General features: G+C 71.8%; 15 protein-coding genes. 5 read left to right on the top strand and 10 right to left on the bottom strand.

Translation table 11 applies throughout. From position 1 onward, the window contains the following. Window position 1: 1 nt before the first annotated feature. From AB0M36_RS02410 to ppdK, 10 genes are all read right to left on the bottom strand, one after another. Window positions 2-823 carry an SDR family oxidoreductase gene (locus AB0M36_RS02410; protein WP_364151122.1) on the bottom strand — a complete coding sequence of 274 codons (822 nt, stop codon included), beginning with the start codon at window positions 821-823 and terminating at the stop codon, window positions 2-4. Continuing rightward, window positions 820-1,809, bottom strand: coding sequence for an amidohydrolase family protein (locus tag AB0M36_RS02405; RefSeq protein WP_364151120.1), 990 nt, complete (start codon window positions 1,807-1,809; stop codon window positions 820-822). The genes AB0M36_RS02410 and AB0M36_RS02405 overlap by 4 nt, the downstream gene beginning before the upstream one ends. Next, on the bottom strand, window positions 1,806-3,035 hold the full coding sequence (gene kynU, locus AB0M36_RS02400; RefSeq protein WP_364151117.1) for a kynureninase: 1,230 nt from the start codon (window positions 3,033-3,035) through the stop codon (window positions 1,806-1,808). Before kynU ends, AB0M36_RS02405 begins: the two co-directional genes overlap by 4 nt. Window positions 3,036-3,090: 55 nt before the next feature. Further along, a complete protein-coding gene (kynA, locus tag AB0M36_RS02395; protein WP_364151115.1) occupies window positions 3,091-3,948 on the bottom strand; it encodes a tryptophan 2,3-dioxygenase in 858 nt (285 codons plus the stop codon). 43 nt (window positions 3,949-3,991) lie between these two features. Then, window positions 3,992-4,441: a YchJ family metal-binding protein gene (locus AB0M36_RS02390; protein WP_364151112.1), complete on the bottom strand. Its 450-nt coding sequence runs from the start codon at window positions 4,439-4,441 to the stop codon at window positions 3,992-3,994. Between the two features lie 32 nt (window positions 4,442-4,473). Beyond that, the gene (locus AB0M36_RS02385; RefSeq protein ID WP_364151109.1) at window positions 4,474-4,989 is read right to left on the bottom strand and encodes a methyl-accepting chemotaxis protein; all 516 of its coding nucleotides are present in this window, start codon (window positions 4,987-4,989) and stop codon (window positions 4,474-4,476) included. 95 nt (window positions 4,990-5,084) lie between these two features. Then, window positions 5,085-5,354, bottom strand: a complete 270-nt coding sequence (locus AB0M36_RS02380) for a hypothetical protein (RefSeq protein WP_364151106.1) — start codon at window positions 5,352-5,354, stop codon at window positions 5,085-5,087. Beyond that, a complete protein-coding gene (locus tag AB0M36_RS02375; protein ID WP_364151103.1) occupies window positions 5,347-5,604 on the bottom strand; it encodes a hypothetical protein in 258 nt (85 codons plus the stop codon). The genes AB0M36_RS02380 and AB0M36_RS02375 overlap by 8 nt, the downstream gene beginning before the upstream one ends. Before the next feature lie 168 nt (window positions 5,605-5,772). Next, complete coding sequence (locus AB0M36_RS02370) at window positions 5,773-7,926, bottom strand: bifunctional SulP family inorganic anion transporter/carbonic anhydrase (RefSeq protein WP_364151101.1); 2,154 nt, start codon at window positions 7,924-7,926, stop codon at window positions 5,773-5,775. 194 nt (window positions 7,927-8,120) lie between these two features. Then, complete coding sequence (gene ppdK / locus AB0M36_RS02365) at window positions 8,121-10,799, bottom strand: pyruvate, phosphate dikinase (RefSeq protein ID WP_364151098.1); 2,679 nt, start codon at window positions 10,797-10,799, stop codon at window positions 8,121-8,123. A 278-nt stretch (window positions 10,800-11,077) separates the two neighbouring features. Here ppdK and AB0M36_RS02360 point away from each other — a divergent pair, with 278 nt between their 5' ends. From AB0M36_RS02360 to AB0M36_RS02340, 5 genes are all read left to right on the top strand, one after another. Then, on the top strand, window positions 11,078-13,660 hold the full coding sequence (locus AB0M36_RS02360) for a carboxylate--amine ligase/circularly permuted type 2 ATP-grasp protein (protein WP_364151096.1): 2,583 nt from the start codon (window positions 11,078-11,080) through the stop codon (window positions 13,658-13,660). Between the two features lie 20 nt (window positions 13,661-13,680). Further along, a complete protein-coding gene (locus AB0M36_RS02355; RefSeq protein WP_364151094.1) occupies window positions 13,681-15,456 on the top strand; it encodes an N-acetylglutaminylglutamine amidotransferase in 1,776 nt (591 codons plus the stop codon). 11 nt (window positions 15,457-15,467) lie between these two features. After that, window positions 15,468-17,210 (top strand): S9 family peptidase, encoded by a 1,743-nt coding sequence (locus AB0M36_RS02350; RefSeq protein ID WP_364151091.1) that lies wholly within the window; start codon window positions 15,468-15,470, stop codon window positions 17,208-17,210. Between the two features lie 94 nt (window positions 17,211-17,304). Further along, window positions 17,305-18,627, top strand: a complete 1,323-nt coding sequence (locus AB0M36_RS02345) for an MFS transporter (protein ID WP_364151088.1) — start codon at window positions 17,305-17,307, stop codon at window positions 18,625-18,627. Window positions 18,628-18,668: 41 nt separating this feature from the next. Further along, on the top strand, window positions 18,669-19,421 hold the full coding sequence (locus tag AB0M36_RS02340) for a hypothetical protein (RefSeq protein ID WP_364151086.1): 753 nt from the start codon (window positions 18,669-18,671) through the stop codon (window positions 19,419-19,421). The last annotated feature ends 142 nt before the right edge of the window (window positions 19,422-19,563 follow it).

The raw sequence follows: 19,563 nt of genomic DNA, 5'->3' as shown, positions 1-19,563 counted from the left end.
TCTAGGGAAGTCCGAGAACTTCCGCGAGGGGTCGCGCCGGGCGGCCGGTGAGCTGCTCGATCGCCGGGTCCACGGTGGAGAGCTCCCCCGCAGCCACGGCGGCGTAGGTGCTCACCCACGCGTCCAACTGCCAGTCCGGCGCGCCGTACCCCGCACGGGACGCGTACGCCTCCTCGCGTGTCTCGTCGTGGTAGCGGATCTCGCGGCCCGTGGCAGCGGTGAGCGTCGTGGCCATCTCGGCGAAGGTGAGCGCTTGTGGGCCGGTCAGGTCGTAGGTCTGCCCGGCGTGCGGTCCCGGATCACGCAGCACCGCGACGATCGCGTCGGCGATGTCGTCCTGGGCGACGACCGCGGCCGCGCCGGCACCGCCGGGCCCGCGGATCACCCCGTCGTCGCCGACCAGAGCGGGAACGAAGTCGGCATACAGGTTGTCACGCAGGAAGGTGAACGGCAGACCGGTGGCGCGGATGTGCTGCTCGGTCGCCCAGTGGTCGCGCGCCAGGGTGAAGGTGGCGTCCGGACGCGCGCCGGCGAAGGACGTGTAGACCAGCTGGCCGACGCCCGCCGCGACGGCCGCGTCGACGAAGGCGCGGTGCTGGTCGACCCGGCCCGGCCCCTCCGACGCCGAGACCATCAGCACGACGTCCGCGCCCTCGAGGCCGGCACGGACGGCGGCGGCGTCGGCGTACTCGGCCTGAGCGACCTGGGCCCCGGCGATGCGGGGCGCCCGGGCGGCGTCGCGCACGAGCAGCCGCTGCGGGCGATCCAGGCGGGCCGCGACCCGCCCGCCGAGCCGGCCGGTCGCCCCACTCACCACAATCATGAGCGGAGGATATTCCGGGGACGGACCTCGGGGCCGAGGACTCGCGCGGTCGCCAGCGAATCGGCGAACCGGCTGGGTTCGAGGTCGAGGCCGCCGGGGATCCAGCTCAGCTCGGCACGGCCCGGCTCGGTCATCGCGGCCAGGATGTCGGCGGGGGCGAGGCCGCACTCCTGCAGGGCCCGGATCTCCCGAGGGTTGATCGCCGGAGGCAGCGGCCCGTTGCCGAGATCGGTGCCGTAGCGCGCTTTTCCTCCGTACGCGAGGAAACGCCGCAGGTTGGCGACGGCGGTGACCCGCTCGGGGGTGGTGGTGCCGTAGCCGTGGATGTCGAGCGTGCTGATCCACGTCATCCGGTCGGCGCAGTCGCGGACCAGCGCGTCGTCGAGTTCCTCGGTCCACGGCGTGTGGGCGAGCAGGTCCGCGCCGGCCGCGACGGCGGCCGCGACCGTGCCCGGCCCCTCGGCGTGCACGACCACCGGCAGCTTCCTCTCGTGCGCGGCCTCGACCACCGCGACCAGCGTCGCGGGCGGCAGCGTCGGGCCGCCCGCGTGCGCGGTCACCTTGATCAGGCTCGCCCCGGCGGCGTGCGCCTCGTCGACCGCCTCACCCGCGTCGGCCGCGGAGCGCACCTCCCGGCAACTCCCCGGCGGCGCCCAGGCGCGGTCGCTCGGATAGCCGCCGGGCGCGGTCAGGAACGGCCCGGCGAAGCGCATCCACGGATGGCGGGCCGCCAGCGAGACCAGGCTTCCGGGCTCACCGCCCAGGTCCCACACCCACGCGAGCCCGCCCGAGCGCAGCGTCGGCAGGTCTACCAGCGCCGAGTGCACGTGCGCGTCGCCGAGCCCGGGCAGGACGGTGCCCGGCAGCCGCTGCCGCGGATCCGCGGCCGGCACATCGCCGGCCGCGGTGGCGGTGCCGTCGCGCAGGGCCCGCCCGGTGTGCAGGCGGCCCTGCCACCAGAGCGAATCCGGGACGAGCCAGGTCACGGCTGCTTCTCGAGCAGGTCCCGCAGCATGCTCAGCCCCCGGTGCACCTCGGCGAAGCCGGTGCTCAGCGGCGCCGGACCGATCCGGAGCCCGTCGGGACGCCGGTAGTCGGGGATGACCCCCGCGTCCCAGAGCGGCTCCAGCAGCTGCTCGAAACCCGGCCGGCGCAGGGTCACGTGGCCGCCGCGGCGCTCCGGCTCGCGCGGGCTCACCACCTCGACGCCCAGCGGTGCCAGCCAGCGGTCCGCCAGCTCGATCACATACTCGGTGAGCAGCAGCGACTTGCGCCGGACGGCCCCGATGCCGGCCTCGGCGAGCAGGTCGAGGTTCACCTCCAACGGCACCATCGCCAGGATGGGCGGGGTGCCGCTGAGCATCGCGCGGATGCCCGGCGCCGGCTCGTGCCCGGGTCCCATCTCGAACGACGCCCGATGGCCCATCCAGCCCCAGATCGGCTGCCGCAGCTCGTCCTGTAGACCGCTGCGCACGTACGCGAAAGCGGGCGCTCCCGGCCCGCCGTTGAGGTACTTGTACGAGCAGCCGACGGCGAGGTCCACGCCCCACGCGTCCAACTCGACCTCGACCGAGCCCGCCGAGTGGCACAGGTCCCACAGGGTCAGCGCGCCGGCCGCGTGCGCGATCCGGTTGATCTCCGCGACGTCGGCGAGCCACCCCGAGCGGTACGCCACATGGCTGAACAGCGTGAGCGCGGTGTCCTCGCCGACCACCGCGGCGACCTGCTCGGGCATGATCCCCGTCGCCGGATCGGTGTCGATCCAGACCAGCTCGAGGCCGCGTTCGGCGGCCACGGCCTCGCACACGTACCGGTCGGTGGGGAAGTTGTCGGTGTCGAGCACGATCGTGCGGCGGCCGGGACGCGCGGCGACGGCGGCCCGGACGAGCTTGTAGAGCAGCACGGTCGTGGAGTCGGCGACGACCGTCTGCCCGGCGGCGGCGCCGAGGGCGATCGCGCCGAGCCGGTCGCCAAGCCGCAGCGGCTTGGCGAGCCAGCCGTCTGTCCAGCCGCGGATGAGCCGGCCCGCCCACTGCTCCCGGACGAACTCGGTCATCCGCCGCTCGGTCGCGCGCAGCGGCCGGCCCAGCGAGTTGCCGTCGAGGTAGGAGACGACGTCGAAGTCGTCCGGCGCCAGGAAGCGGTCGCGCAGGGCGGCCAGCGGATCGGCGGCGTCCAGCGACTCCGCCCGCTCCAGAAACTCGTCGCTCACGACTGAACCTCCCGGGCATGCCCTCGTGGCCCTTGCTTCGCCGCGGTGCAGTCGGTCATGCCTCTACCACACCGATCTCGGTACGAACCGCGTACAGCTCTGGAAAGAACGTGAGGTCCAACGCCTTGCGCAGGAAGTCGACGCCGCTGGAGCCGCCGGTGCCGCGCTTGAAGCCGATCGTGCGCTCCACCGTCTTCAGGTGGCGGAACCGCCAGAACTGGAAGTTCTCCTCCAGGTCCACGAACTCCTCGCAGGCCTCGTACGCCTCCCAGTACTTGTCCTTGTTCTCGTAGATCGTCACGAAGACCGGCACGAGGTCCGGGTGGAACTCGTACGGCTGGGTCACGTCCCGTTCGAGCAGCGCGGCCGGCACCGCGTGGCCCTGCCGGGCGAGCAGGCGCAGGAACTCGTCGTAGATGCTCGGGGCCTCCAGCGCCTCGGTGAGCATCGCCTTGGCGCTCGGGTCGTCGTCGAAGATCGACAGCATCCGCCGGTCCTTGTTGCCGAGGGTGAACTCGACCGCCCGGTACTGGTACGACTGGAAGCCCGAGGAGGTGCCGAGGAAGCTGCGGAACTCGGCGTACTCACTGGGTGTCAGGGTGGCCAGCACGGACCACTGCTCGGTGAGGCAGCGCTGGATGTGCTTGACCCGCGCCAGGCCCTTGAACGCCGGGCGCAGCTGGTCGGCGGCCAGCTGCCTCAGGACCGCGCGCAGCTCGTGGAGGACCAGCTTGAGCCACAGCTCGGAGGTCTGGTGCTGCAGGATGAAGAGCAGTTCGTCGTGGTGCACCGGCACGCTGACCGGGTGCTGCGCCGACAGGATCCGGTCCAGATCCAGATATTTACCGTACGAGAGATTGACCTTGAAGTCCCGGACGATGCCGGACTCCAACGGCCTCTGGTTCGACGACACGATGCCCCTCCTCGAGTGATCCCTTGAAGGGAAGCACACGAGGTCAGATATTGGCGAGGGCCCCGTTGGTAAGGACCGGACCCCAGTACACCCACTGACCGTCGTGCCGCACGAACCGGCTCCGTTCGCGCATGTCCCCCGGCTTGCCGCCGTCGGTGTAGTGGGCGCGGAACTCGACCACACCCTCGGCGTCGAACAGCCCGCCGCCGGTCGCCTCGACCACCTCCAGGCCGGTCCAGCGCAGCGCCGGGTCCGGCTCGACCGACTGCGGGCGGGTGATCGGATGCCACGACCGCAGCACGTACGGAGCGTCGTCCAGCACGAAGGCGGCGTAGCGGGACCGCATCAGGGCCTCCGCGGTCGCCGGAGCGTGGCCGTGGTGTGCGGGGCGGCAGCATTCGCCGTAGGGCTGTCCCAGCCCGCAGGGGCAGGGGCCGGTCTCGGCGAATCCGGCCGGTGCCTCCGGTCGGCGCCGCTGTGTGCGTCGGGCCATGGCCCTATCCTTCCCCCTGCCGCCACCGGGTGTCAGCCGCCCTGCTGCTCCGTCACGATCCCGCTGATCACCATCTGGCAGCGGTCCAGCTCCTCGATGAGCGACTGCATCTCCTCGATGGCAGAGACCGCGTTCTGCGTGTCGGCGCGGATGCCGCCGACCTGCCCGCCGATCTCGTTCGTCGCGGTGGCGGTCTCGTTCGCCAGGTCCTTGACCTCGCTGGCGACGACCGCGAACCCCCGGCCCGCCTCGCCCGCCCGCGCCGCCTCGATGGTGGCGTTCAGGGCGAGCAGGTTGGTCTGCTTGGCGATGGTGGCGATCAGCTGGACGACCTTGCCGATCTCGGTGCTGCTCGCGTCCAGCCGCTGGATCACCGCCACGGCGGTCTGCGCCGCCTTCACCGCCGACCTCGTCGCCGTCGCCATGTCGCTGCTGACGTCCGCGAGCCGGTGCACCGAGTCACGTGCTTCCGACGGCAACGTGTACTTCCCGGTATCCACCTCAGCATCGGCGGACCACTCCTCGGCGCCGGTCTCGTAATCGCTCATCGCATCCCGCCCCATCACTCGTCCCCGTACACCCAACATCGCATCTCGGCCGGGGGATCCGCCGCCGTTTCCCCCCAATTGACGGTGGGCGGCTTCTAGCGGTGGCGATCCGTACGCACGGACGGCCCCGGAGAGGGCGCGGGACGCAGGCCGGCCACCAGGACGAAGATCCGCCGGCGGGCCACGGCCTGCCCCCGACGGTCCAGCTGGTAGCCGTCGAGCCACACCCAGCCGGAGTAGGTGGGCCGCCCGTCGACGGCGATGATCCGGAACGCGAAGCCCGACCGGCCGCTGAACTGCACGCTGGCCGCCCGCCCGACGAGCACGACATCGCCGGGGTGCAGGGTCGGGCGGCTCTCAGCCATGGCGCGGGGACGGCGGTGACCCGGGTCGGCGGAGACCCGCCTCGCGGACGAAGATGCGCCGCCGCATCAGGGGGTGTCCGTACCGGTCCAACTGGTAGCCGTCGAGCCACACCCAACCGGCATAGGTGGGCCGCGGGTCGACGTCGATCACACGGAACGCGAACCCGTTGGGGACGGCGAACTGCACGCTCGCCGACCGCCCCACGAGCACAATGTCACCCGCGCGGGTCGCCCGCTCCACGGTAGTCATCTGTCACCTCCGGCCGGGCGACGTCTTCACCCGCACCCAGCCGTACGGAGCGGATGTCCCTCGCGGCCGGGCGGGCCGGAAACTTTCGCGTACCGGCCAGGATCCACCTTGGGCCGTCCGGACGCGGACCTCAATGCCTACCGGGGAAATGGCACAAAGACCGCCGGTTCATGTCAGGCCCACGGGTCGGCGCACGCCGTCCTCGACGCGATACATCCGGGCCTCCGCGAGATCGAAGTAGAGCCCGGTCAGGGTCAGCCGGCCCGCGGCGGTCGCCGCCCGGACGCTCGGATAGCCGCGGAGGTTCTCGAGCTGCTGCTTCACGTTGGCGGTGACGCACTCCGTCTCGCTCTCGCCCTCCAGCGTCGCCGCGGCGGCGGCCAGCCAGGTGCCCAGCGCGGAGTTTCCGCCCGCGGCGCCGGCCATCATGGCGCGTACCGCACCGCAGCCCGAATGGCCGCAGACGGTGATGGCGGTGACGCCGAGAACGTCCACGGCGTACTCCACGGCGGCGCCGACCGACGCGTCGCCCGAACCGTACGGCGGCACGATATTGCCGACGTTGCGTACACAGAAGAGATCGCCCGGCCCGCTGGTGGTGATGAGGTTGGGCACGACCCGCGAATCCGCGCAGGTGATGAAGAGCTGCTCGGGCTTCTGACCGTCGCGCGCGAGATCGGCCAGGTGGGAACGAACCAGCGGCGCGACGCTGCGCTCGAACTCGTCGATGCCCGCCTGCATGGCGTCGCGGCGCTGCTCGTTCAGCGACACCCACTGCGACCACGAGCCGAGCAGACGCGGCGCGCGGGTGGACTGGGTGCGGGCGACGCCCAGCCGCCCCACGGTGGCCCGCTGGAACCAGCTGTCGTGGACCTCGCGGATCTGCACCCGCCCGCCGCCGCGCTCGTAGGCCTCGCGCCAGTCCTGGATGGCCTCGAACGCCCCATGGTCGAAGTAGTCCAGGTGCAGCTCCAGCTCCACGGACTCCCCCGGCGGCAGCACCGACAGCTCCCGCGCGACCCGGCCGGCACCGACAAAGGCGAGCGTGCCGGTGATGACGACGGTCCAGCGCCCCGGCGCGGGCGAGGTCCGGGTGATCTCGCACCGGGCCAGCCGCACCAGCATGAGCAGAACGGCGGTGGCCATGCCCAACGCGACGCCGGTGAGCAGGTCGGTGAAGATCACCCCGAAGGCCGTCACCAGGTACGTCGGCAGCTCCCGGTGCCGGATGTAGGTCTTGATCTGGGCCAGGCTGACCAGCCGCAGCCCCACCACGACGAGCACGGCGGCGAGCGCGGAGAGCGGAATACGCTCGAGCAACGCCCCGAAGAGCAGCACGAAGACGGCGATCCACAGCCCGTGCAGCATCGCGGACGCCCGGGTCCGCGCCCCGGCGGCGACATTGGTGGAGCTACGCACGATCACCCCGGTGACCGGCAGCCCACCAAGCACACCGGACACGGTGTTGGCGGCGCCCTGAGCGAACAGCTCCCGGTTGAGGTCGGCGCGCTCGCCGTCGTGCAGCCGGTCCACGGCCACCGCGGACAGCAGCGACTCGACGCTGGCCACCAGCGCGATGGTGACGACCGCGACGGCGATGTCCGCCCAGTAGCCGTCCGGCCAGCGCGGAAACGTCAACCCGCCGAGCGGATCCGACGGCAGATCGACCCGCTCCACCGCGAGGCCGCCCAGGCCGGCGACGGCCGTCGCCACGGTCACCGCGACAAGCGCGCCGGGCAGCAGCGACAGCTTCACGAAACGCGGCCACAGCAACAGAATCGCGATGGTGAGCACGCCGACCAGCACGGCACCGCCATGATTGCCGGCAACCTGCCGGGGCAGGTCCAGCAAGTTGTCCCAGGCGGCGCTCTGCGCGTCACCGCCCAGCACCACATGCACCTGGCTCAGGGCGATGACGACGCCGATGCCGGCGAGCATGCCGTGCACCACCGCCGGCGAGAGCGTGAGCGCGGCCCGACCCAGCCGCGACACCCCCAGCACGATCTGCACGAGACCCGCCATGGCGACGATCGCGGTGGTTCCGGCCCAACCGAAGTCGGCGACGACGCCGGCGACGATCACGGTCAGCCCGGCAGCGGGGCCACTGACTTGCAGCCGGGCCCCACTGAGCGCCCCCGCGACGATCCCACCGACGACCGCGGCGACAAGCCCGGCCAACAGCGGCGCACCGGAGGCCGCGGCGATGCCGAGCGAGAGCGGAATGGCGATGAGGAAGACGACGATCGAGGCCGGCAGGTCATGACGCACCAGCACGCGCCAACGGGAAGGCGCGTCGACATCGATGGTTTCCAGCGTGGGCATCTGGTCCCTTCCCGGCCGCGAGCGACCATGCGAAAACCGCAAGTGGGATATTTGGGACACCATAGCCAGACTGGATGAACAATCCGTTACGGAATGCGGTCCGGACGACTACTCTCAGCGCCTTCTCAGGCGGGGAACCGGGCTGACAGTAACGGGCGGCGCCCCCTGAGGACGCCGCCCGTGACGCTCAGGGCTCAGCGGCTGTCGGAGTCCTCGCTCGTGACGGCCGCGCGGCCCGCTTCGAGGCGGGCGACCGGTACTCGGAACGGTGAGCAGGATACGTAGTCCAGCCCCACCTCGTGGAAGAAGTGCACCGACTCCGGGTCGCCGCCGTGTTCGCCGCAGACGCCGAGCTTCAGTTCGGGGCGTACGGCACGGCCCTCTTCGGCGGCGATGCGGATCAGGCGGCCGACGCCGTCGCGGTCGATGGACTCGAACGGGGAGATGCCGAAGATGCCGAGTTCGAGGTAGCGCCAGAAGAAGGCGCCCTCGACGTCGTCGCGGGAGAAGCCCCAGCCCATCTGGGTGAGGTCGTTGGTGCCGAAGGAGAAGAAGTCGGCGGCTTCGGCGATCTGGCCGGCGGTCAGGGCCGCGCGGGGCACCTCGATCATCGTGCCGATGAGGATTTCGACGCCGCTGTCGGCGACGACCTCGGCGACGATCTGTTCGCACTCCTGGCGGACCATTTCCAGCTCCTGCACGGCGCCGACCAGGGGGACCATGATCTCGGGGCGGGGGTTGAGACCCTCGCCGGCGAGTTGGACGGCCGCCTCGGTGATCGCTCGTACCTGCATGGCGAACAGGCCCGGGATGACCAGGCCGAGACGGACGCCGCGCAGGCCCAGCATCGGGTTCTGCTCGTGCATCCGGCGTACGGCGTCGAGCAGCTGCGCCTCTTCGGCGTTCTCCTCGCCGCGCTCGCGGGCGACGGCGACGTTGACCGCCAGCTCCTCGAGCGAGGGCAGGAACTCGTGCAGCGGCGGGTCGATCAGGCGCACGGTGACCGGCAGGCCGTCCATGGCGCGGAACAGGTCCACGAAGTCGGCGCGCTGCAGCGGCAGCAGGGCGGCCAGCGCGTCGTTGCGGGCGCTCTCGGTGGAGCTGAGGATCAGGCGCTCGACCAGTTCCTTGCGGTCGCCGAGGAACATGTGCTCGGTGCGGCACAGGCCGATGCCCTCGGCGCCGAAGCGCCGGGCGCGGGCCGCGTCCTCGCCGGTGTCGGCGTTGGTCCGCACGGCCAGGCGCCTGGTGGCGTCGGCGTGACCCATGATCGTGTGTACGGCGTCGACCAGGGTGGACTCCTCCACCATGTCGCCCTCGAAGTACTGCACGACCTCGGAGGGGCGCACCGGCACCGAGCCGAGGTAGACGCGGCCGGTGGTGCCGTCGACCGAGATGACGTCGCCCTCGGCGACCGTCTGGCCGTTGACCGTGAACCTGGTGCCGGAGATCTCCAGCTGGTCGGCGCCGCAGACGCAGGTGCGGCCCATGCCGCGGGCCACGACCGCCGCGTGGCTGGTCTTGCCTCCGCGCGCGGTGAGGATGCCGCGCGCGGCGATCATGCCCGCGAGGTCCTCCGGGTTGGTTTCCCGGCGTACCAGAATGACGTCTTCGCCCTCGGCGGCGAGCTCGGCCGCCCGCGCCGCGGAGAAGACGGCCCTGCCCGAAGCGGCGCCCGGGGAGGCGCCGATGCCCTTGGTGAGCACGGCCGGGTCGGCGGACAGGTCGAAGCGGGGGAACATGAGCTGCGCGAGCTGGGCGCCGGAGACCCGGCGCAGGGCCTCGTCGAGGGTGATCATGCCCTCGTCGACGAGCTGGGCGGCGATCCGGAAGGCGGCCGCGGCGGTGCGCTTGCCGACCCGGGTCTGCAGCATCCAGAGCTTGCCGCGCTCGATGGTGAACTCGATGTCGCACAGGTCCCGGTAGTGGCCCTCGAGCTTGGCCATGATCGCCAGGAGCTCCTCGTAGGACTTGGGGTCCAGCCGCTTCAGGTCCTCGAGCGGCACGGTGTTGCGGATGCCGGCGACCACGTCCTCACCCTGCGCGTTCGACAGGTAGTCGCCGTAGATGCCCTGGGAGCCGGAGGCGGGGTCGCGGGTGAACGCCACGCCGGTGCCGGAGTCGGCGCCGAGGTTGCCGAACACCATGGAGCACACGTTGACCGCGGTGCCCAGGTCGGCCGGAATGCGTTCCTGGCGGCGGTAGAGCACGGCCCGCTCGGCATTCCAGGAGCGGAAGACGGCTTCCATCGCCAGCCGCATCTGCTCGCGCGGATCCTGCGGGAAGTCGTATCCGGTGTGCTTGGCGAAAATGCGCTTGAACCGATCGACCAGGGCCCGCAGGTCGGCGGCGTCGAGGTGCAGATCGTCGGTCGCGCCCTTGGCTTTCTTCGCCTCTTCGAGGGCGTCGGAGAATTCCTCGCCGGGCACGTCACAGACGGTTTTTCCGAACATCTGGATGAGCCGGCGGTAGGAGTCCCAGGCGAAGCGCTCGTTGCCGCCGGCCTGCGCGGCCAGCCCGGTGACGCTGGCGTCGGTCAGGCCGACGTTGAGCACGGTCTCCATCATGCCGGGCATGGAGAAGGCGGCTCCGGAACGTACGGATACCAGCAGCGGATCCTCGGCGTCGCCGAGCCGGCGGCCCATCGTGCGCTCGAGCGCGGCGAGGTGCTCGTCGATCTCGGCGTCGAGCCCGTCCGGGTTGTGCCCGGTCGCCAGGTAGGCCTGGCAGGCCCGGGTGGTGACAATGAATCCGGCCGGCACGGGCAGCCCGAGGCGGGTCATCTCGGCGAGGTTCGCGCCTTTGCCGCCGAGGAGCTCCTTGAGACCCTTGTGACCCTCGGAAAAATCGTAGACGTACTTCTCCCCGGCCATTGCCGCCTCCCATTGCCATCGAGCCCGAACGCCCGTTAATGGTGTCCCGGAGGCTACGGGCGGCGCCACCGGACGCCCTAGCCTTCGTGAACATTTGCACAAGGTTTCGCGTGATTGAGCGCGGAAGGCGATCCCTTCGAGCATCCTTGCGCACCGCACATACATGTGCACGCCGAGCGAGCATCGCCCCGCCGCCGGGCGGTGTGTTGATCATCATGCTTGGCGGCCGCCGGAAGTGGGCACCTCACGGGTCCCACGAGGCGACATAGGCGGTTGACATGGCGGAGTCACTGAGCGTCAGCGAAGGCCCCGGGAACGAGGTCCGCGGCACGGACCTCACGCTCGGCGTGGAGGAGGAACTCCACGTCGTGGATCTCAGGACCCGCGAGCTCGTGCCGCGCGCACCGGAGGTCCTGGAGCAGCTGGGCGGGGAGCACTACTCCGCGGAGCTGCATCGCTCAGTGGTGGAGACGAACACCCCGGTCGCCGCCGGCCTCGACGACCTGCGCCGTGGAATCGTCACGCTGCGTCGCGAGGCGATCGGCGTCGCCGAGTCGCTGGGCCTCGGCCTGGTGGCCGCCGGGACGGTCCCGGTCGTCGATCTCGACGCACTGCCGGTCACGCCGACCTCGCGCTACCGCCGGATGCTCGACGAATACCAGATGCTCACCCGGGAACAGCTCATCTGCGGCGCCCAGGTGCACGTCGGCGTCGCCGATCGCGACGAGGCGGTCGCCGTCGCGCAGCGGGTCACGCCGGCGCTGCCGGTGCTGCTCGCGCTCTCCGCCAGCTCGCCGTACTGGATGGGTGAGGACAGCGGCTACGCCAGCGTGCGCTCGCTGGTCTGGACCCGCTGGCCGACCGCCGGCGACAGCGGCGTCGTCACCGACGCCGCCGACCACGACGCGCTGGTCGCCGACCTCATCGCGTCCGGCACCATCACCGATCCCAAGATGGTCTACTTCGACGTACGCCCGTCGGCGCATCTGCCCACGGTGGAGCTGCGCGTCACCGACTCCAGCCCGGACGCCGACACCGTCGTGCTGCTCGGCGGCCTCTTCCGCGGCCTGGTGCTGCGCGCCCTCCAGGACCACCGCGCCGGCCGACCACCCGCGCCGGTCCGCCCGCCGCTGCACCGGGCCGCGATGTGGCGCGCCGCCCGGTCGGGCCTGGAGGGCGACCTGCTGGACCTGCCCCGCTCGCCGGTGCCGGTGCCGGCCGCGGTCGCCGTGGAGCGCCTCGTCGGCGACCTGCGCCCGCAGCTGGAGGAACTCGGCGACTGGGAGCAGGTGTTCGACCTGTCCGTGCAGGCGCTGAGCCGGGGCAGCTCAGCCGCCCGGCAGCGGCGGGCCATGGCCCGCCGCGGACGCATCTCCGACGTGGTCGACCTCGTTGTCGCCGACACCCGCGGCGGCGCCACCGGCATCGGTCCGGGCGGGCAGACCGTCCCGGCCGGGCTCACCCCGTACGCGGCGAGCGGCGACGAGGCGTTCCCCGGCGGCGATGTCGTGGAGGCGTACGAGCCGATCGTCACCGTTCTCGGCGCTCTAGGCCCGGCCGGGTTGCGCCGCCGCGAGGACGCCAAGGACGACGAGCAGCGCGCCCGAGGCATCACCTTCAGCGTCGCCGGCGAGGCCGCCACGCGGCTGTTTCCTTTCGACCTCGTGCCGCGGATCGTGCCGGCGACCGAATGGGAACGACTGCGCGGCGGGCTGGTGCAGAGGGTCCGGGCCCTCGACGCGTTCCTCGGCGATGTGTACGGCGACCGCGCCGTGGTCGCCGACGGCATCGTCCCGCAATGGGTCGTCGACGGCTCGCCCGAGCTGCGGCCCAGCGGCGCCCTGGCCGGCCACCCCGGCGTCCGCGTCCAGGTGGCCGGCGTCGACCTGGTCCGCGACGGCGCCGGCACCTGGTACGCGCTGGAGGACAACCTGCGGGTGCCGTCCGGGATCGCGTACGCGATGCAGAACCGCCGCCTCACCGAGAGCGTCCTGCCCGAGCTGCCCCGCCCGGCCGGCCTGCTCAGCGGAGAGGAGACGCCGCGGCTGCTCAAGCGGGCGCTGCTCGACGCCGCCGGGCCGGCCGCCGGGGACGACCCGCGGATCGTCGTGCTCAGCCAGGGCCCGGACGACTCGGCGTGGTTCGAGCACCGGATGCTCGCCGAGGAGATGGGCGTGCCGCTGGTCCGCGGCACCGAACTGCTGGTGGACGACGCGGTCGTGTTCCGGGTCGCGAACGGGCGCAAGCACCGCGTCGACGTCGTCTATCTGCGCATGGGCGAGGACAGCCTGGTGCACTCGCCGGGCGCGGACGGCATGCCGCTGGGACCGAGCCTGATCACCGCCCTGCACGCCGGCTCGGTGGTCCTCGCGAACGCGCTGGGCAACGGCGTCGGTGACGACAAGGCCGTCTACGCGTACGTGCCGAAGCTCATCGAGTACTACCTCGGCGAGAAGCCGCTGCTCGCGGACGTGCCGACATACCTGTGTGGCATTCCGGAGCAGCGGGCGCGGGTGTTGGAGCGGCTGGACGAGTTGGTCTGCAAGCCGGTCGACGGCTACGGCGGCGACCGCGTCGTCATCGGTCCGCACGCGAGCCGGGACGACCTGGCCGCCGTGCGTCGCCAGATCCTCACCGCGCCGCACCGCTGGGTGGCCCAGGAGGTGGTGGACCTGTCGACCCACCCGGTCTTCGACGGCCACGAGCTGGTGCCCCGCCACGTCGACCTGCGCGCCTTCGTCTTCACCGGGCGGGAATCGGTGGTCGCCCCCGCCGCCCTGACCCGCGTCGCACCCGCCGGGAGCATGATCGTCAACTCCTCGCGCGGCGGCGGCAGCAAAGACACCTGGCTGCTGGGCTGACGGAAGAGGAGGAGTCGATCATGTGTGGAATCGGTGGCGAGCTGCGGTTCGACGGCCGGGCGGCCGACCCCGAGGCGGTCCGGCGCATGCTGCCGAGCCTCGAGTCCCGGGGCCCCGACGGTGAGGGCCTGTGGCATCGCGGCCCGGTGGCCCTCGGTCACCGGCGGCTGAAGATCATCGACCTGACCGAGGCCGGTGCGCAGCCGATGACCGACGAGCGGCTGGGCCTCACGCTCGTCTTCAACGGTTGCGTCTACAACTACCGGCAGCTGCGCGAGGAACTGCGCGGCTACGGCTACACCTTCGACTCCACCTCGGACACCGAGGTGATCATCAAGGCGTACCACCGCTGGGGTACCGACTGCGTCCGGCGCTTTCTCGGCATGTTCGCCTTCGCGATCGTCGAGCACGCCACCGGCACGGTGATGCTGGCCCGCGACCGGCTCGGCATCAAGCCGCTCTACCTGGCGGAGACCCCGGGCCGGCTGCGCTTCGCCTCCACCCTGCCGGCGCTGCTCGCCGCCGGGGACGTCGACACCGCGATCGACAAGGTGGCGTTGCAGCACTACATGACCTTCCACTCCGTCGTGCCCGCTCCGCGCACGATCGTCGAGGGCATTCGCAAGCTGCCGCCGGCCACCGTGCGGGTCATCCGCTCGGACGGCACGTCGACCTCGACGGTGTACTGGGAGGCGTCGCACAGCCGGGTCGACACGCCCTCGACCCGCGAACAGTGGGCCGAGGCGATCCACGCCGGGCTGCGGACCGCGGTGGAACGCCGGATGGTCGCCGACGTGCCGGTCGGCGTGCTGCTCTCCGGCGGGCTCGACTCCTCCTACATCGTGGCGCTCCTGGCCGAGCAGGGGCAGCGCGGGCTCACCACCTTCTCGATCGGCTTCGAGTCCGCGGCCGGGGAGAGCGGCGACGAGTTCGCGTACTCGGACCTGATCGCGAAGCACTTCGACACCCGGCACCAGCAGATCCGCATCGGCCGGGACCGCTTCCTGCCCGCGGTGGCCCGCACCGTCGCGGCGATGAGCGAGCCCATGGTCAGCCACGACTGCATCGCCTTCAACCTGCTCAGCGAGGACGTGTCCCAGCAGGTCACCGTCGTCCAGTCGGGGCAGGGAGCCGACGAGATCCTGGCCGGATACAGCTGGTATCCGCCGTTGGCCGACGTTCCCAGGGACCGGGCCGTGGACGCGTACGCGCGGGAATTCTTCGACCGGCCGCACCGTGACCTGGCCGGCCAGCTGAACCCGGATTGGTTCCTCGACCGCGACGTCAGCCGCGAGTTCGTGGCGGCGAGCTTCGCCCGGCCCGGCGCGGACACCGCGGTCGACGCGGCGTTGCGACTCGACTCGCAGGTCATGCTGGTCGACGATCCGGTCAAGCGGGTCGACAACATGACGATGGCGTGGGGATTGGAGGCGCGCGTGCCGTTCCTGGACCACGAGCTGGTCGAGCTCGCGGCGGCCTGCCCGCCCGAGCTGAAACTGGCCCAGGGCGGCAAGGGGGTGCTCAAGGACGCGGCCCGTGGGACCGTGCCCGACGAGGTGATCGACCGGACCAAGGGATACTTCCCGGTTCCCGGCATCCGCCACCTCGAAGGCCCGATGCTGGAGCTGGTCCGCGACGCGCTGCACGCACCTGCGGCCCGCGCGCGGGGACTGTTCCGCAAGGAGTACGTCGACGCGCTCCTGGCCGACCCGAACACGCCACGGACGACCCTCGGGGCCAACCAGCTGTGGCAGCTGGCCCTGCTGGAGATGTGGTTGCAGGACAAGCGATTGTGAGGCGAAGCCGGATGGACGTCACCGTGCTGCCCGCGGGCTGGCGGGCGTTGGGCTCCTACCCCTCGGAAGCCAGCGGCAGTTGGTCGCCGGCGCTGTCACCGGACGGCCGGCACCTGGCGTACGTGTCCGACCGCAGCGGCTCCCCGAAGGTGTGGGTGCAGCCGGTCGGCAGCGACCTGACGTTCCTCGTCGACACCGGCGAGGAGCCGGTCGTCTCGGTGCACTGGTCCACCGGCGGCGGCTGGCTGGCCTGCGTGATCGCGCCGGGGGGCGCACCCCGTACCGAAGTCTGGCTGGTCCGCCCGGACGGCTCGGTGCCGCACCAGGTCGCCGGATTCGGCACGGACAGCGCGGAGAACGTGCGCTGGTTGCCCGGGCGGCCGCTGCTCGCGGTCACCGAGAACCTCACCACGGCCCTGCTGGTCGACGCCGAGCACGGCACCCGGGAGGTGATCGCCGAGGGCGAACTGGTGTCCCTCTTCGACGTCTCGTCGGATCGTCGCCGCGCCCTGCTGCGGCACGGCCCCCGCGGCGGCCGCCACGTGGTGCTGCGTGACCTCGAGACCGGGATCGAGGAGTACGTGACCAGCGGCGAACAGGCCTGCTTCGCCCCCGACGGCTCGGTCTACGCCCGCGGCGACGCCGGCGAGCGCCCGGTGCTGTTGCGCGCCCGCGGCGGCGCCGCCGAGATCCTGGCCGCCTCCGACACCGCGGAGGTCGAGACGTTCGCCCTCACCCCCGACGGCACGAGGGTGGCCGTCCTGTGGAATTCGGGCGGCGGCCTCTCCGAGCTGACCGTGCTCGGCGAAACCCGGATCGACCTGCCCGGCACGGTGGTCTCGGGGCCGGTGTGGAGCGCCGACGGCAGCACGCTGGCGTTCACCGCCGAAGCGCCGGGACAGGCGCACGGCGTCTGGGCGTGGGACGGCGACCTGCATCCCGTGTCCGTCGAGGAGCCCTCCCCCGACGCCGTCCAGCCGGTGCTGCGGCGGTTCTCCTCCCACGACGGCCTCGAGATCAGCGGCTGGCTGTTCGCGCCGCCGACGTCGGGCCCGCACCCGGTGGTGCTGTGGCTGCACGGCGGCCCGGAGGCCCAGGAGCGGCCCGGGCACGGACCGCTGTTCCAGTCGTTGGTGGGCCGTGGCATCGCGGTGTTCGCGGCGAACGTCCGCGGGTCGTCCGGCTTCGGGCGCGGCTTCGTCAACGCGGACAACGGCCCGCTGCGGTGGGCGGCCGTCGCCGACGTCGCCGCCTGCGTCGAGCATCTCGTCGCCACGGGCGTGGCCGACCCGGCGCGGGTGGGCTGCATGGGCCGCTCGTACGGCGGCTACCTGACGCTCGCGGCGCTCACCACGTACCCGGAGCTGTTCGCCGTCGGCATCGACGTCTGCGGCATGGCGAACTTCGCCACGTTCTACGAGCACACCGAGCCCTGGATCGCCGCCGCGGCCGTGTCCAAGTACGGCGACCCGGTCCGTGACGCCGAATTGCTGCGCGACCTCTCGCCGATCACGCGGATCGACCGCCTGCGGGCGCCGCTGCTGGTGGTGCACGGCGAGAACGACAGCAACGTCCCGGTCATCGAGGCGGAACAGGTGGTCGAGGCCCTCGCGGCGCGGGGTGTCGAGCACCGGTATCTGCTCTTCCCCGACGAGGGCCACGAGCTGCTGCACCGGTCGTCGCGAGCCGAATATCTGCGCGAGACAGTCGGCTGGCTCACCCGACACCTCGGGGGCCAGCCCTCCGCCCGGTGACGGGACACACGTCCGATTTATGGCGTTCGCCATTGGCGCTCATGGGCCGCCCGGGACAGGGTGGAGCGGCAGGCGAGCGGACGGAGTGGGTTTCATGCGAGGCGGTGCGCGCGCCTGGGCGGTGTGGGCCGTCGGGCTCGGTGCCTACATCGTCGCCGTCCTGCATCGCACGTCGCTCGGGGTGGCCGGGCTCGACGCGCAGGCCCGGTTCGGCATCGGCGCCGGCACGCTCGCCTCGTTCGCCGTGCTGCAACTTCTGGTGTACGCCGCCCTGCAGATCCCGGTCGGGGTGCTGTTGGACCGGTTCGGCTCGCTGCGGCTCGTGGTCGCCGGCGCGCTGATCATGGCGTCGGGGCAGGCCCTGATGGCGGTCGCCGACGGGGCCGGCGGTGCGGTGCTGGCGCGGGTGCTGGTCGGCGCGGGTGACGCGATGACCTTCATCAGCGTGCTGCGGTTGGTGCCGCAGTGGTTCCCGTCGCGGCGGGTGCCGGTCCTCACCCAGCTCACCGGCATCGTCGGGCAGCTCGGGCAGGTGCTCAGCGCCGTACCGTTGGCGGCACTGCTGGCCGGCGCCGGCTGGACCACCGCGTTCGTCGGCGCGTCCGCCACCGGGCTGTTCGTCGCCATCGTCGCCCTCGTGGCGCTGCACGACAGCCCGGAGCGCCGGGTCACCTCGGGAGAGGCGATGACCGCCCGCCGGCTCGGCGCCGACCTCGTCACCGTCTGGCGGCATCCGGGCACCCGGCTGGGGCTGTGGACCCACTTCACGACCCCGTTCCCGGGCACGGTCTTCGCCCTCATGTGGGGATATCCGTTCCTGGTCGCGGGCGAGGGCCTGTCGCGGGCCACGGCGAGCGCGTTGCTCACCATGTTCGTGTTCGTCGGGATGGCCGGCGGCCCGCTGCTCGGCGTACTGGTGCAACGGCACCCGCTGCGCCGCTCGTGGCTGGTGCTGGGCGTGATCGCCGCCAACGGGCTCGGCTGGGCGATGGTGATCGCCTGGCCGGGACGGGCACCCCTGCCCGTGGTGGTGCCGCTGGTGATCGCGATGGGACTCGGCGGACCGGGCTCGATGATCGGTTTCGAGTTCGCCCGGACCTTCAACCCGCCGCACCGGCTGGGCACGGCCACCGGCGTCGTCAACGTCGGCGGCTTCGTGGCGTCGCTGGTCACGATCCTGCTCGTTGGCCTGATCCTGGACGTCCGCACGGGCGGGCAGGCCACATATGACATCGCCGACTTCAAGGTGGCGATGTCCACGCAATATCTGATCGGCGCCGTGGGGGTCGCGGGCATCCTGCGGACCCGCAGGCTGGCCCGGCAGCGGCTGGCCGAGGAGGGCGTCCACGTGCGTCCGTTGCGCGAAATCCTCGCCGAACGAGGATGGTTTAGCGCCCAGCGCACCGGTAAAGGCTGAGAGCTTCGCGCAATCGGCGGACCCTGGCAAGTGAGGAGGACATGAGCGAGCAAGCACCGGACCGGTTATGGTCCGGCATCCAGATCAGCAAGGTCATCGCCGGCACCCTCGCGGCGGTGGCAGCCGCCGTGCTCGGCTCCTATCTGGGCGTGGCCGGCACCCTGGCCGGGGCCGCGCTGGCCAGCGTGGTCGGCTCGGTCGGCACGGAGCTGTTCAACAACTCCCTGAAGCGCGGCACGAGACAACTCCAGACGGTGGCGCCGTCATTTATCAAGGCCCCGGCAGCCGTCGGCACACCGCCGGTCGCGGCCGCGACCGAACAGGAGAACCCCGCGCACATCGTGCCGCCGCGGGCCCGGCGAAGGATCCGCTGGGGCCACGCCGCCCTCGCCGCATGCGCGCTGTTCGCCCTGTCCATGGGCGCGGTGAGCCTCATCGAGGCGTTCACCGACAAGCCGATCTCGGCGACGGTGCGCCAGACCTCGGGAACGGGAAGCACCCTGTTCGGCGGCCGCAGCGACACGGGCAAGGACGAGAAGAAGCCGAAGACCTCAGTCCCCTCCCCCGACAGCCCAACCGAGGAAACGTCCACCCCGGACCCGTCGACCAGTGAGGCACCGACGGACGCCCCGCAGCAACCACCGGCGACCACCACACCGGTGACGCCGGAGCCGACGACCGAGGCGACCACGCAGGCCCCAGGGGCGGGCGGAGCCAGCGACCCGGACCAACCGGCCGACCCGAAGGAGCCCCAGCCACCCGCGGATCGGCAGGTCGAGCCCGCGGCCGAATAGCTCGTCCACACTGTACGGAGCCGATCCGGGCTTCGTTTGGGCGAGGTAAGACCAAGCCGCGGGATCTGTCGGTGTGAATACTCCTCGTCGAGACTGTCGTGGCGCTCGGTAATGATCACCGGGCGCCACCTGTCTGAGGAGG

This window comes from Actinoplanes sp. NPDC051346 (genome assembly GCF_040682215.1).
GTDB lineage: Bacteria > Actinomycetota > Actinomycetes > Mycobacteriales > Micromonosporaceae > Actinoplanes.
The sequence above is the reverse complement of the archived record's forward strand: the minus strand, read 5'-3'. Positions and strand labels throughout refer to the sequence as shown.